The following is a 13,383-nucleotide window of genomic DNA, read 5'->3' as shown; positions in this document are numbered from 1 at the left end:
GATAGGCGTAACTCAGGCTTTGATGAGATCCAGCGGCGCAAACCGGCCCGCCAGCACGGATTGGGAATCCATCCCCCACCAGCGCTCCAGCACCGTGGCGTAAAGCGAGCGGAAATCGACCGACGGGTCGAGATTGCCGCCGCCGTCCAAGCGTTCCAGCACCGGCCCCTGCCCGGCCAGTCCGCCCTTTACGCGGCCACCGGCCACGAAATGCGCGGCAGCCGTGCCGTGATCCGTACCGTTGTTCAGGTTCTCGCGCGGGCGGCGGCCGAACTCCGAATACGTGACGATCAGCGTGTCGTTCCAACGGCCCAGCTCGGTCAACGCGCTCTTGAGCGAAGCCATGCCCTCACCCAACTGGCGCAGCAAGTTCGCCTGCGTGCCCGGCTGGTTGGTATGCGTATCGAAGCTGCCGAGCGACAGGCACACCACGGCTACGTCCGCACCGCCATGGCCTGGCGCAGCCACCACCTGCATCGCCGCCTTGATAGAGTTGCCGAACCCGCCGTCAGGAAAGTGCGTCTGGAACGCAAACTTGCCAGACTTCGGGCGCAGCCCGTCGGCGGCTTTGACAATGTCCGCCTCGACCTTCAGCACATGTGCGAGCGTGGCGTTGCCCATCGCGTGGGAAGGCATCGCGAGCTTGGCTTCGTTGAGGAACGCATCGGGATTGGCCAGCGCGACCGCGCGTGCGCCGCCGTCGAGTGGGCCAAGATCGGCACTGCCGATGATCACGCCGTCGGCGCCGAACGATGACGGCACGGGCTTCGCGGCAAACGCACGCGTCAGCCAGCCTTCGCGCAGGTATTGGTCTGAGCGCGAGGCCGTGTCCCAGATCTCGATCGAGCGGAAGTGCGAAAGATTCGGCTGCGGATACGACAGCCCCTGCACCACCGACAATTCACCCGCCTGCCACAGCGGCATCATCGCCTGCAAAGACGGATGCAAGCCGTAGCGGTCGTCCAGTTGCAGCACCTGCTCCCGCTTGATGGCGATGCGCGGGCGCAGCGCGTAGTACTGCGCGCTCGTGTACGGCACCACGGTGTTCAGCCCGTCGTTGCCGCCTTTGAGTTCAATGAGGATGAGCAGGTTGCCGTAGCCCTTGCGCTTGTCCTGCCCTTGCGCAAAGACAATCCCCGGCACTGCGCCACCCACGCCGAGCATGGCACCGGCCTTCAGAAAATCGCGACGTTCCATGATGTGTGCTCCTGCAGCGGTGGCGTTACTTCAACTGATAAGCCGGGTCCATCATCAGCGTGCGCAGGTATGCCGTACCGGCCAGCTTGACGGGAATGGGCGCGGTCGGCTCGATCGGCAACACCGCGCGCTGGATCGAGATGCGCGGCGCCAGTTGCGGCGGGTCGTCTCCGTCCGCGCCGAACTGCGCCAGCCACTTGTCCGAGTTGAACGACACCATCGTCTGCGACTGCGCCAGCTTGAAGCGGCCTTCCCGCCCCATGCCCTTGAGCGCCAGGCCCAGGCCCTGCACGGAGCCTCCCTGTTTCAGGTCTTCCCGCATGGCGGCCATCATCATGCCGGGCTTCTGCTGTTGCGCCTGTTGCTTGGCCGGCGGCGCCTTCATCTCGGTGGAGCGGAATAGTTGATCGAGAAACTGCTTGCGCCCCAGCAGTGTGTTCGAGTTGATCCAGGCATCGCCGCCGGGCCAGCCCTTGACGTTGGGCGGTGCCAGCAGGTTCTGCCCGAGCTGCGCGGACTTGATCGCAAACGGCGTCGGGTCGGTGTACTGCACGTTGAACTGCTTGAGCGTGCCGACAATCATCTCTACCGGCGACTTCACCAGCGTCGCGCGCGATTGCGGAGCCCAGAACGCCGGCGTCAAGAACAGCCCGCGCAGCGCCACCTTGATGTCGTAGCCGCTTGCCCGAAACGCATCGGCCACCCGCTGGGCCTGTGCCACATCCACGTCCGGCGAAACGAACTCGTGCCAGAGCTTGGTGACGATAAAGTTCGCCGTCTCTGGGCGAGACAGCAGGATGTCGAGCATCTGGTCGCCGTCGTAATCGCCGCTCTGGCCGAACACCGTTTTCACGCCCGTGTCGTGAATCTGCGGCCGCCAGATGTAGGCAAAATCGTGCTCGCGATCGATGCTCCAGCCGGTATAGGTGCGCGCCGCTTCCTTGATGTCCTGCTCGGTGTAATGGCCCTCGCCGAGCGTGAACAGCTCCATCACCTCACGTGCGAAATTCTCGTTCGGCTTGCCCTTGCGGCTCTCGGCGCCGTCCAGGTAAATCAGCATCGCCGGGTCTTTGCCGATGGCGTGCAGCATCGTGCCGAAATTGCCGACTGCGTTCTGGCGCAGCAGCACGTTCTGCCGGTACATCAACTGTGCGAACTGCACCTTCTGCGAACTGGAAACGAAATGGTTGTGCCAGAACAGCGTCATGCGCTCTGTCAGCGGCGACGGCGTCTTGATCATCTCGCCCATCCACCATGCGCGCAGTTCCAGCTCGTGCGCACCGTTCTTCTGGCGTGCCGCCTTGCGGGCGTCTTCGTCCGGGAGCTTGTTGTACGGGATGATCGGATCGTTCACCCAAGCGGGCGGCGCCTGCGTGGCAACAGTGCCCGTTTGAGCAAGGACGCGGTCGACAGCTTCGCGGTGCGTGAGCCCGGCGTAGGCGTCGAGCTCACTCTCGGAAGGCGCAAAGCCGATGCGGGTGAGGAAATAGCGCGCATCGTCGCGGTCCAGGCGCTGCTCGTCGGCGGCGGACGCCTTGGCTTGCGCGGTATGGCGATGTGGCGTGTTCTGCGTTGCCGCATGCGCGGTCTGCTGTGAAAGCGCGCCGGCGGCTGCCAGCGCCAAGAAGATCGTGGTGCTACGGATTCGCATGTCGGTCCCCCGAGACGACCCTACTGCTTTGCCGGGGCAGCGACTCGCGCGCCTTTCCTCGGCCCCTACCTAGCCGCCACGGTGGTAGATATCCCGCGTGACGTCATAGATGTTCTGACGCAATTGCCTACGCTCTTCCGGAGACAGCTTGCGTTGCGGAGCCCCGCGATCGGCATTCTCTCCACGGCGGTTCTCCATCGCAGCGGCGCGGCGGCTACGTTCCTCGCCCCCACGGCCGCGCGCCGGACCCTGTCCACCCTTCTTATCAGGCGCGCCGGCGTGCATCGCATGCCCGCCGCCGAAAAAGCCGCCGAATCCGCCAAAGCCACCGCGTTCACCGCGCGCGTGCGCCTGCGAGCCGGCCGCACAGAGGGCAAGAACACAGGTCAACAGCGCCGCGCGCCGCCGAGACATCACCGAGCGATTCGAAAAAGGAAGTTGAGAAGCCACGTCTTTGTTGCTGGAAACCGATGCGCCATGCATCATTGCGCGACAATCGATAACAGGCAACCGCATTGCACGCCAGTCCCCTCCGCGGGGGTCGACAGACCCCAAACCGTTGCGAGGAACTGCCAAAGCAGTGTAGCTGCGCGTCCTACAGACTGTTCGCGTGACTCGGTAAATAATGTAACCGTCTGTTTCAATTGGGCTTTTACTGCCTTCTGTTGTCCATTGGGCCCATGTTTTTGTCGTTACCATTAGCGCCATGGAAAATTCCGGTCAAAAGATTCTCGTCGTCGACGACGACCCCCGCCTGCGCGATCTGCTGCGCCGTTACCTCGGGGAACAGGGCTTCACCGTGCTGGTGGCAGAAAACGCCACGGCCATGAACAAACTCTGGCTGCGCGAGCGCTTCGACCTGCTCGTGCTCGACCTGATGATGCCGGGTGAAGATGGCCTGTCGATCTGCCGTCGCCTGCGCGGCGCAAACGATCAGACGCCGATCATCATGCTCACCGCCAAGGGCGAAGACGTCGACCGCATTGTCGGCCTCGAAATGGGCGCGGACGATTACCTGCCCAAGCCCTTCAACCCCCGCGAGCTGATCGCGCGCATTCACGCCGTGTTGCGCCGCCGCGGGCCGGCCGAAATCCCCGGTGCTCCGTCAGAGACGCCCGAAACCTTCGCGTTTGGCGATTTCGTACTCAACCTGGCCACGCGCACGCTCAAGAAAAACGACGAAGAGATCACCCTCACGACGGGCGAATTCTCCGTGCTCAAGGTGTTTGCGCGCCATCCGCGCCAACCCCTATCGCGCGAAAAGCTGATGGAAATGGCGCGCGGCCGTGAATACGAAGTGTTCGACCGCAGCCTGGACGTGCAGATTTCCCGCCTGCGCAAGCTGATCGAACCGGACGCCAGCAACCCCCGCTTCATCCAAACCGTGTGGGGCTTGGGCTACGTGTTCATTCCCGACGGCGCCAAGTAAGCATCCGAGCAACCCTTATTTTCCGCATCCGACTTGCGCATTCCGCGTCCGGCCGCGTTGCGGCGTCTGCTGATCAGTGTGTTTGGTTCGCTGTTCTGGCGAACCTTCATGCTGATCGCATTGCTGATCGCGATCTCTCTGGGCGTGTGGTTCCAGAGCTTCCGTATTTTCGAGCGTGAGCCGCGCGCGCAGCAGATCGCCATGCAGGTGGTCAGCGTGGTCAAGCTCACGCGGGCGGCGCTGCTGTATTCGGATCCGTCGCGACGCCGCTTCCTGCTGCTCGATCTCGTGCAGAACGAGGGCATCAAGGTCTACCCGCGCGAGAAGGAAGACGAATACCGCGAACCGCACACCAATCCGTACCTGACGCAGCTCGTCCAGCAGGAAATCCGCAACCGGCTCGGTGCCGACGCGGTAATCGCCACGGCCGTCAATGACATCCCGGGCGTGTGGGTGAGCTTCCAGATCGAGGGCGACGACTACTGGGTCGCCATCAGCCCCGACCGGTTTGAGCACGTGCCGGGGTTGCAATGGCTGTGGTGGTCGATGGCGGCGCTGGTGCTGTCGGTGCTGGGCGCGGCGTTCATTACGTCACGCGTGAACCAGCCACTCAAACGCCTCGCTGATACGGCGCGCGCCATCAGTGCCGGAGACGATCCGAAGGCGCTGCCCGAGGGCGGCGGCACCGAAGTGGCGCAGGCGAATCACAGCTTCAACCAGATGGTGCGCGACCTCAAACAGCTTGAGGCTGATCGCGCTGTCATGCTGGCCGGCATCTCGCACGACCTGCGCACGCCGCTAACGCGCCTGCGCTTGGAAACGGAAATGAGCCCCGTCGACGAGCAAACGCGCGAACTGATGGTGGCCGACATCGAACAGATGGACGCAATCATTGGCCAGTTCCTCGACTACGCGCGCCCCAGCGGCGAAATGCTCGAAGACGTGGACCTGACCGAACTCGTGCGCGACACGGCGCCCGTCTACTCGGCACACGACGATATCGACCTCACGCTCAAGCTCGCGCCCGAGGCCATCGCCCGCTGCAACCGCATGGAAACGCAGCGCATTCTCGACAACCTGATCGAAAACGCACGGCGCTACGGCAAGACCCCAGGCACGAACCGCGCCGAGATTACCGTCAGCACGTTCCTGCAAGGCAACGAGGTTGTATTGTGCGTGGCCGATCGCGGCGCGGGTGTGCCGACGGATCAGCTTGCGTTGCTCACCAGACCGTTCTACCGCCTTGAATCGGCGCGCAGCGAAGCCAAGGGCGCCGGGCTGGGTATGTCGATCGTCAATCGCATCCTGCAGCGCAGCGGCGGCCGCCTTGTGCTCGAGAACCGCACTCCGCCCGAAACGGGACTGCTCGTCAGCGCCTGCTACGCACGCGCCTGATCAGGCACACCGTCTGGCCGGCGCGTCCGGGCACACCCCCTGCTTCCCACCACTGTCATGCGTCGCCGATAAGGTGCGGCGGCGGGCAGCGCTATGGCCGGCGTTGAGAATATCAATTGGCCGGTTTTCAATTCATCGCCAATACTCCAGCCGCCAGGCTGCACGCCTGCGCGTTCTTCGTATCCGTCCGGATGCCCCAGCCTGACCGGGCGGCCGGTGAGCGTGTGTCTGCCAGTCCCCTTTGGGTTACTTACCCATTGCCACACAACTCCAGGAGAAGCTCATGAAGACCATTGGTGACAAGCTCGAACCGTTCAAGGTCGTCGGCGTCAAGCCCGGGTTCAATAATCACGAGGAGAACGGCGAGTCGGCGTTCGAAGACATCACCGAAACATCGTTCCCAGGCAAATGGAAAGTCATCTTCTTCTATCCGAAGGACTTCACCTTTGTGTGCCCGACCGAAATCGTCGCCTTCGCCAAACTGAACGACGACTTTGCCGACCGCGACACGATCGTGCTTGGCGGCTCGACCGACAACGAATTCGTCAAGCTTGCATGGCGCCGCGAGCACAAAGACCTGAACAAGCTGAATCAGTGGTCATTTGCAGACTCCACGGGTGCGCTGGTCGACCAGCTTGGCGTACGCGAGCACGAGGCCGGCGTTGCGTTGCGCGCGACCTTCATCGTCGACCCGGACAACGTGATCCAGCACGTGTCGGTCAACAACCTGAACGTGGGTCGCAACCCGGACGAAGTGCTGCGCATTCTCGACGGCCTGCAGACAGATGAGCTGTGCCCGTGCAACCGCGCGGTTGGCGGCTCGACGCTGTAACGGCCGCGCAGCGCTCAGCCGAAGCCCGCCCTTGCCGCGGGCTTTCGTTTTCAGTGCCCGCTGACAGGAGGAATTGATGGAATTTCTGCAGACGATCAAGGGCCGGATTCCCGACTACGCCAAAGACATCCGCCTGAACCTGGACAGCACGATCGCGCGCTCTTCGCTAGAGGGCAATGACGCGGTGGGCGTTGCACTGGCGGCCGCGTTTGCCACGAAGAGCAAGGTGCTGACCGATGCCATCCGCAATGCCGGGGTGCTGTCGCCCGAGGAAGTGAACGGCGCACTGACCGCCGCTGCCCTCATGGGCATGAACAACGTCTGGTATCCGTACGTCGAGATGGCTGATGACTCCGACCTTGCGCAGCAGAAGGCGGAATTGCGCATGAATGCCTACGCCAACAACGGCGGCGTCGACAAGCGCCGGTTCGAGATGTATGCGCTGGCCGCTTCCATCATCGGGAAGTGCCATTTCTGCATCAAATCGCACTACGACCTGCTGAAGAATCACCAGGGCATGAGCGCGCAGCAATTGCGCGATGTCGGCCGTATTGCGGCGGTCATCAATGCGGCGGCGCAGGTCATTGCGGCCGAATAATCGCGCCGATTGCACAAACGAAAACGGCAGCCCGGTTCGCTCCGGTGCTGCCGTCTGCCTTGGCGTGATGGCGCCCCGAACTCAGTCCTGCTCGGCGGCTTCTGCGCGATAGATCAACACCACGGCCTGCGCAACGATGCCTTCTTCCTTGCCTTCAAAACCGAGCTTCTCGTTGGTCTTGGCCTTGACGTTGCACCGCTCAGGCGCAATGCCCAAGTCTTCGGCAAGGTTGGCGACCATGCCCGGCACATGCGGCGCAAGCTTGGGCTTCTGCGCGATGACGGTGGCATCGACGTTGCCGACCGCATAGCCGGCCTTGTGCACACGGCGCACGGCTTCGCGCAGCAGCACGCGGCTGTCGGCACCGGCAAAAGCCGGATCGGTGTCGGGAAAGTGCCGGCCGATGTCGCCCAGGCCGGCGGCGCCGAACAGCGCATCGGTAATCGCATGCAGCAGCGCGTCAGCATCGGAGTGGCCGAGCAGGCCGCGCGTGTGCGGGATCTCCACGCCACCCAGGATCAGCTTGCGGCCCTCCACCAGCGCATGCACGTCGTAGCCCTGGCCAATGCGGATGTCCATCCAGTTCATGCTTGCGATGCCTCGTTGGGTTGTGCGTTCTGCCCGAGGATGGCCTCGGCGAGCGCGAAATCGTCGGGATACGTCACCTTGAAGTTGCGCAGCGCACCCGGCACAAGCAGCGGCGGGTGACCGGCGGCTTCGATGGCGCTGGCTTCGTCGGTGACGATGCGATGTTGCAACAGCGCTTCCCGCAAGGCGCGCTCCAGCAGCCCGAGCGGAAACATCTGCGGCGTCTGCGCTTGCCACAGGCCGTCGCGCGGCACGGTCGCGTCGATATGCTGTGCCGCATCGGCGCGTTTGAGCGTGTCGGCCACGGGCAGCGCAAGGATGCCCCCCGCAGCTTGCGTGCCTTCGGCCTCCACGGCGGCGACCAAACGGGCGATCAGTGCGGGCGTCAAGCCGGGGCGCGCCGCATCATGTACGAGCACCCAGTCGTCATCGTGTGCACCCAGGCCACGCAACGCCGCCAAACCATGGGCGACGGACGCGTGGCGCGAGTCGCCTCCGCAATCGACTTCGACCAGCTTGGGCGCATCGAAACCACCGTCGGGAAAGCGCTGCACGAGCGGCTGTACGCCGGGCGTCGTCACCACCAGCACGGTGTCGATTTCGGGGCTGGCCAGGAAGGCCTGCGCGGTGTGCCACAGCATCGGCCGCCCGGCGATCACCTGATATTGCTTGGGCAGATCGCCACCGGCGCGCGAGCCAGTGCCGGCCGAGGGAATCAGCGCAAAACGGCGTCGGCCGGGGAAGGAAATCGACATGACAGGCGGGAATGTGAACGTGGGCGCGGCATTTGCGTGGTTTTTGGCCCGCGCAAGCACGCAGCTGGCGCGGATTTTATAATAGCGGCCTACGTCACGACACCCCGCCTGCACATGCCGGTGGGGTGTCGTGCTTTGTCTTGCAGTCGTGCCCCCCAGAACCTGACACCCCATGTCCGATTTTTCGCTCTCCGCCCTGCCCGCCGTCAAACCGGGCTCGCGCTTCGTCTTCAGCGGCCTGCAGGGCGCGGCAGATGCCCTACTGCTGGCGCGCTACCTGGAGCAGCATCGCGCCGCCGTGCCGATGCTGGCGGTGGTCTGCGCCAATGCCGTCGATGCTCAGCGCCTGGCCGAGGAGCTACGCTGGTTTGCCCCGCAGGCGCGTGTGAAGCTGCTGCCGGACTGGGAAACGCTGCCGTACGACAATTTCTCGCCGCACCAGGATTTGATCTCCGAGCGGCTGGCGACGCTGCATGACCTCCAGAACGGTGCATGCGACATCCTGCTGGTGCCTGCCTCCACGGCGCTGCAACGCGTGGCGCCGCCATCGTTCCTGGCGGCCTACACGTTCTTCTTCAAGAAGGGCGAAAAGCTTGACGAGGCGGCGTTGAAAGCGCAGTTCACGCTGGCCGGCTACGAGCACGTCAGCGCCGTGATGCGCCCCGGCGAATACTCCGTGCGCGGCGGCCTCATCGACTTATTCCCGATGGGCTCGCCGCTGCCCTATCGGCTCGACCTGTTTGGCGACGAAATCGAGACCATCCGCTCATTCGATCCCGACACGCAGCGCAGCCTCTACCCGGTCAACGAAGTCCGCCTGCTGCCGGGCCGCGAATTTCCGATGGACGAAGCCTCGCGCACGGCCTTCCGCGGTCGCTGGCGTGAGGTGTTCGAAGGTGACCCGACGCGCTCGCCCATCTACAAGGACATCGGCAACGGCGTGCCGAGTGCCGGCATCGAGTATTACCTGCCGCTGTTCTTCGAAGAGACCGCGACGCTGTTCGACTACCTGCCGGGCGCCACGCATCTCGCCTTCGTAGGCGACATCGAAGGCGCGGTGCGCCGCTTCTGGGCCGACACCACGCAGCGCTACAACTTCATGCGCCACGACCGCGAGCGGCCGCTGCTGCAGCCTTCCGCGCTGTATCTGGATGAAGAGGCGTTCTTCGTCGCGGCCAAGCCGCACGCTCGCCTGGTGTTGCGCGCCGAGCCGGGTGATGCACCGCTTTCGCTGCCGTTGCCGAACGTTGCCGTCAACCGCCGCGCGGAAGACCCGCTCGTCAATCTCGAATCGTTCCTCATGCGCAGCAATTGCCGTGTGATGATCTGCGCCGAATCCGCGGGCCGCCGCGAGACGCTTGCGCAAATGCTTGCCACCAGCGGCCTGCACCCCGAGGGCGTCGCGGACTTCGCCGATCTGATGCGCGGCGATGCCAAGTTCGTGCTGGGCGTGGCACCGCTGTACCAGGGGTTCATCCTCGGCGACGAACGCATCGCGCTCATCACCGAAACCGAGCTGTACGCGCAGACCGTGCGCCGCGCCGGTCGCCGCAAGCAGGAACAGGCCACCGCCGTCGATTCGATGGTGCGCGATCTGGCCGAGCTGAAGATCGGTGATCCGGTGGTGCACAGCGAACACGGCATCGGGCGCTACCAGGGGCTGGTCTCCATCGACATGGGCAACGGCGAGGAAGAATTCCTGCACCTCGACTACGACAAGGGCAGCAAGCTGTACGTGCCGGTGCACCAGTTGCATGTGATCTCGCGCTACTCGGGCGCCGATCCGGAAACCGCGCCGCTGCATTCGCTGGGCTCCGGCCAATGGGAAAAGGCCAAGCGCAAGGCGGCGCAGCAGATTCGCGATACGGCGGCTGAACTCCTGAACCTGTACGCGCGGCGCGCATTGCGCCAGGGCTTCGCGTTCCCGCTCACGCCCGAGGACTACGCTACGTTTGCCGAGAGCTTCGGCTTTGAAGAAACGCCCGACCAGGCCGCCGCCATTGCTGCGGTGATCGCCGACATGACGTCGGGCAAGCCGATGGACCGCCTGGTCTGCGGCGACGTCGGCTTTGGCAAGACGGAAGTCGCCCTGCGTGCCGCATTTGTTGCCGTGATGGGCGGCAAGCAGGTGGCCATCCTGGCGCCGACCACGCTACTGGCCGAGCAACACTACCAGACGCTGGTCGACCGCTTTGCCGACTGGCCGGTGCGCATTGCCGAGATTTCGCGTTTCAAGAACAAGAAAGAGATCGACGCCGCGATCGACGCCATCAACGCCGGCACCATCGACATCGTGATCGGTACGCACAAGCTGCTTTCGCCGGACGTGAAATTCGACCGGCTGGGGCTCGTCATCATCGACGAGGAGCATCGCTTTGGCGTGCGCCAGAAGGAGGCGCTCAAGACGCTGCGTGCCGAGGTGGACGTGCTGACGCTGACCGCCACACCGATCCCGCGCACGCTGGGCATGGCGCTGGAAGGCCTGCGCGATTTCTCGGTGATCGCCACGGCGCCGCAAAAGCGCCTGGCCATCAAGACGTTCCTGCGCCGCGAGGAAGACGGCGTGCTGCGCGAGGCCATCTTGCGTGAGTTGAAACGCGGCGGGCAGGTCTACTTCCTGCACAACGAGGTCGAAACCATCGAGAACAAGCGCGCCAAACTGGAAGAGCTGATTCCGGAAGCGCGCGTGGTGGTCGCCCACGGCCAGATGCACGAGCGCGAACTGGAGCGCGTGATGCGCGATTTCGTGGCCCAGCGCGCCAACATCCTGCTGTGCACGACGATCATCGAGACCGGCATCGACGTGCCGACCGCCAACACGATCCTGATCCACCGCGCTGACAAGTTCGGCCTGGCGCAGTTGCACCAGTTGCGTGGCCGCGTCGGGCGCTCGCACCACCAGGCGTATGCGTACCTGCTGGTGCACGACGTGGACGGCCTGACCAAGCAGGCACAGCGCCGCCTTGAAGCCATTCAGCAGATGGAAGAACTCGGTGCGGGCTTCTACCTGGCGATGCACGACCTGGAAATCCGTGGTGCCGGCGAGGTGCTGGGCGACAAGCAATCGGGCGAGATTTCCGAGATCGGCTTCCAGCTCTACACCGACATGCTCAACCAGGCGGTGAAGTCGCTCAAGGCCGGCAAGGAGCCCGACCTGATGGCGCCGCTTGCGGCCACGACCGAGATCAACCTCGGCACGCCGGCGCTGCTGCCGCAAGACTATTGCGGCGATGTGCAAGAACGCCTGTCGCTGTACAAGCGCCTGGCCAACTGCGAAACCGGCGAGACCATCGACAACATCCAGGAGGAGCTGATCGACCGTTTCGGAAAGCTGCCGCCGCAGGCGCAATCGCTCATCGAAACGCACCGGCTGCGCATTGCCGCCGCGCCGCTGGGCATCCGCAAGATCGACACGGGCACGAACGCCGTCACGCTGCAGTTCATACCGAACCCGCCTGTCGATGCCATCAAGATTATCGATCTCGTGCAGAAGAACCGGCAGATCAAGCTGGCGGGGCAGGATCGCTTGCGTATCGAGAACATTCCGGCCGAGTTCGGCGCGCTGGCGCAGACCATTCGCCACGCCATGCGGCAATTGACGTGATCCGGTAGCATCAGCCGATCAGAACAAGGACATCATCATGAGCACCGCCCCCACACCGTTCTCCACCCTCGACTGGACGAACAAGCTCGTCAGCTTCGATACCACCAGCCGCGGCTCCAACCTGGCGCTGATCGAAACCGTGCGCGACTACCTGCGCGGCGTCGGTCTTGAATCGCACCTCTCGCACAACGACGATGGCAACAAGGCGAATCTGTTCGCCACGATCCCGGCAGCGGACGGCAGTGTGCAAGGCGGCATCGTGCTGTCAGGCCATACCGATGTGGTACCTGTGGACGGCCAGAAATGGGACAGCAACCCGTTTGCGCCGGAAGTGCGCGACGGCAAGCTCTACGGACGCGGCACATGCGACATGAAGGGCTTCATCGCTTCGTCGCTGGCGCTGGTGCCGTCGCTGCTGCAGGCCCGGCTGCGGGAGCCTGTGCACCTCGCGCTGTCATATGACGAGGAAGTCGGCTGCGTGGGCGCCCCGCGCATGATCGAAGACCTGATCGCCCGCGGCATCAAGCCCGCCGGCTGCATCGTCGGCGAGCCCACCTCCATGCGCCCCATCGTCGCGCACAAGGGCATCAACGCCTACCGCTGCCGCGTGCACGGCCGCGCCGCGCATTCGTCGCTCACGCCGCAGGGTGTCAACGCCATCGAATACGCCGCGCGCATCATCTGTTTCGTGCGCGACCTGGCCGATGAATTCCGCGCCAAGGGCCCGTTCGACGATGCATTTGACGTGCCCTTCACCACGGCATCGACGGGCCTCATCAACGGCGGTATCGCGCTGAACACGATTCCCGCCTTGTGCGAGCTGGTGTTTGAATTCCGCAACCTGCCGGGCGTGGATGCGCCGGCCATCCGCGCGCGCGTCGAGCATTACGTGCGCGAAACCATCGAGCCCGCCATGCGGCGCGAACACCCGGACGCCCGCATCGAACTCGACGAGATTGCCGCTGCGCCCTCGCTGGACGCATCGGAGCAAGCCGCCATCACACAGCTTGTGCGCGTGCTGACTGAAGACAACGACAAACGTAAGGTCGCCTACGGCACTGAAGCAGGGCTCTTCCAGCGCGCCGGCATTCCTGCCGTGCTGTGCGGCCCGGGCAACATCGAACAGGCGCACAAGGCCAACGAATATGTCGAACTCGCCCAGCTCGACGCGTGCGACCGCTTCCTTGCCAAGGTGGCGCGCAGCCTGATGGTCGAAACCGCGTCCGCCTGATGCTTACACAGCAACGCCTCACCTTTTGGTGGGGCGCGTTCTGCCCGGGGCGTTCGCTACAATAGCGGGCTTCCTTCGGCGTCGAACTGCCCGCTCCCCCGCT

General features: G+C 64.2%; 11 protein-coding genes. 6 read left to right on the top strand and 5 right to left on the bottom strand.

Annotation, left to right across the window (positions count from 1 at the left end; translation table 11 throughout):
- Positions 1 to 12 precede the first annotated feature (12 nt).
- The 3 genes from ACTJK6_RS01355 to ACTJK6_RS01345 all read right to left on the bottom strand — a co-directional run bounded on the left by ACTJK6_RS01355 (position 13) and on the right by ACTJK6_RS01345 (position 3,364).
- Entirely contained in the window at positions 13 to 1,197 is a 1,185-nt protein-coding gene (locus tag ACTJK6_RS01355; RefSeq protein ID WP_322016761.1) for a DUF1501 domain-containing protein, read from the bottom strand.
- A gap of 25 nt (positions 1,198 to 1,222) precedes the next feature.
- The gene (locus tag ACTJK6_RS01350; protein ID WP_440838178.1) at positions 1,223 to 2,848 is read right to left on the bottom strand and encodes a DUF1800 domain-containing protein; all 1,626 of its coding nucleotides are present in this window, start codon (positions 2,846 to 2,848) and stop codon (positions 1,223 to 1,225) included.
- 69 nt (positions 2,849 to 2,917) lie between these two features.
- Entirely contained in the window at positions 2,918 to 3,364 is a 447-nt protein-coding gene (locus tag ACTJK6_RS01345; RefSeq protein ID WP_232042905.1) for a hypothetical protein, read from the bottom strand.
- A 190-nt stretch (positions 3,365 to 3,554) separates the two neighbouring features.
- Here ACTJK6_RS01345 and ompR point away from each other — a divergent pair, with 190 nt between their 5' ends.
- The 4 genes from ompR (at position 3,555) to ACTJK6_RS01325 (ending at position 7,102) form a co-directional block, all read left to right on the top strand.
- A complete protein-coding gene (ompR, locus tag ACTJK6_RS01340; protein WP_004627064.1) occupies positions 3,555 to 4,277 on the top strand; it encodes an osmolarity response regulator transcription factor OmpR in 723 nt (240 codons plus the stop codon).
- Positions 4,278 to 4,310: 33 nt separating this feature from the next.
- Positions 4,311 to 5,672, top strand: a complete 1,362-nt coding sequence (locus tag ACTJK6_RS01335) for an ATP-binding protein (protein ID WP_232042906.1) — start codon at positions 4,311 to 4,313, stop codon at positions 5,670 to 5,672.
- Between the two features lie 283 nt (positions 5,673 to 5,955).
- Positions 5,956 to 6,504, top strand: a complete 549-nt coding sequence (locus tag ACTJK6_RS01330; protein ID WP_027681312.1) for a peroxiredoxin — start codon at positions 5,956 to 5,958, stop codon at positions 6,502 to 6,504.
- Positions 6,505 to 6,580: 76 nt separating this feature from the next.
- Entirely contained in the window at positions 6,581 to 7,102 is a 522-nt protein-coding gene (locus tag ACTJK6_RS01325; protein WP_440838177.1) for a carboxymuconolactone decarboxylase family protein, read from the top strand.
- Between the two features lie 81 nt (positions 7,103 to 7,183).
- On the opposite strand, the gene ispF is transcribed toward ACTJK6_RS01325, so the two are convergent.
- Both ispF and ispD read right to left on the bottom strand, forming a co-directional pair.
- A complete protein-coding gene (gene ispF, locus ACTJK6_RS01320; RefSeq protein WP_012435874.1) occupies positions 7,184 to 7,690 on the bottom strand; it encodes a 2-C-methyl-D-erythritol 2,4-cyclodiphosphate synthase in 507 nt (168 codons plus the stop codon).
- A complete protein-coding gene (gene ispD, locus ACTJK6_RS01315) occupies positions 7,687 to 8,445 on the bottom strand; it encodes a 2-C-methyl-D-erythritol 4-phosphate cytidylyltransferase (RefSeq protein WP_440838176.1) in 759 nt (252 codons plus the stop codon). Before ispD ends, ispF begins: the two co-directional genes overlap by 4 nt.
- 172 nt (positions 8,446 to 8,617) lie before the next feature.
- Between ispD and mfd the strand changes: the two genes are divergently transcribed.
- Together mfd and argE are read left to right on the top strand one after the other, a co-directional pair.
- Positions 8,618 to 12,049 (top strand): transcription-repair coupling factor, encoded by a 3,432-nt coding sequence (mfd, locus tag ACTJK6_RS01310; RefSeq protein ID WP_440838175.1) that lies wholly within the window; start codon positions 8,618 to 8,620, stop codon positions 12,047 to 12,049.
- Between the two features lie 37 nt (positions 12,050 to 12,086).
- Positions 12,087 to 13,280 (top strand): acetylornithine deacetylase, encoded by a 1,194-nt coding sequence (argE, locus tag ACTJK6_RS01305; RefSeq protein WP_433867523.1) that lies wholly within the window; start codon positions 12,087 to 12,089, stop codon positions 13,278 to 13,280.
- Positions 13,281 to 13,383: the final 103 nt, after the last annotated feature.

Origin of the sequence: Ralstonia sp. 22086 (genome assembly GCF_052045975.1) — a bacterium.
Taxonomy (GTDB): domain Bacteria; phylum Pseudomonadota; class Gammaproteobacteria; order Burkholderiales; family Burkholderiaceae; genus Ralstonia; species Ralstonia wenshanensis.
This window is presented reverse-complemented; position numbering and strand designations above follow the sequence as displayed.

Excerpts from the sequence above, each read along its gene's own strand:
- argE (WP_433867523.1), top strand. The coding sequence starts at position 12,087 with ATGAGCACCGCCCCCACACCGTTCTCCACCCTCGACTGGACGAACAAG.
- mfd (WP_440838175.1), top strand. The coding sequence starts at position 8,618 with ATGTCCGATTTTTCGCTCTCCGCCCTGCCCGCCGTCAAACCGGGCTCG.
- ispD (WP_440838176.1), bottom strand. The coding sequence starts at position 8,445 with ATGTCGATTTCCTTCCCCGGCCGACGCCGTTTTGCGCTGATTCCCTCG.
- ACTJK6_RS01355 (WP_322016761.1), bottom strand. The coding sequence starts at position 1,197 with ATGGAACGTCGCGATTTTCTGAAGGCCGGTGCCATGCTCGGCGTGGGT.
- ACTJK6_RS01330 (WP_027681312.1), top strand. The coding sequence starts at position 5,956 with ATGAAGACCATTGGTGACAAGCTCGAACCGTTCAAGGTCGTCGGCGTC.
- ompR (WP_004627064.1), top strand. The coding sequence starts at position 3,555 with ATGGAAAATTCCGGTCAAAAGATTCTCGTCGTCGACGACGACCCCCGC.
- ACTJK6_RS01345 (WP_232042905.1), bottom strand. The coding sequence starts at position 3,364 with ATGCGGTTGCCTGTTATCGATTGTCGCGCAATGATGCATGGCGCATCG.
- ACTJK6_RS01325 (WP_440838177.1), top strand. The coding sequence starts at position 6,581 with ATGGAATTTCTGCAGACGATCAAGGGCCGGATTCCCGACTACGCCAAA.
- ACTJK6_RS01350 (WP_440838178.1), bottom strand. The coding sequence starts at position 2,848 with ATGCGAATCCGTAGCACCACGATCTTCTTGGCGCTGGCAGCCGCCGGC.
- ispF (WP_012435874.1), bottom strand. The coding sequence starts at position 7,690 with ATGAACTGGATGGACATCCGCATTGGCCAGGGCTACGACGTGCATGCG.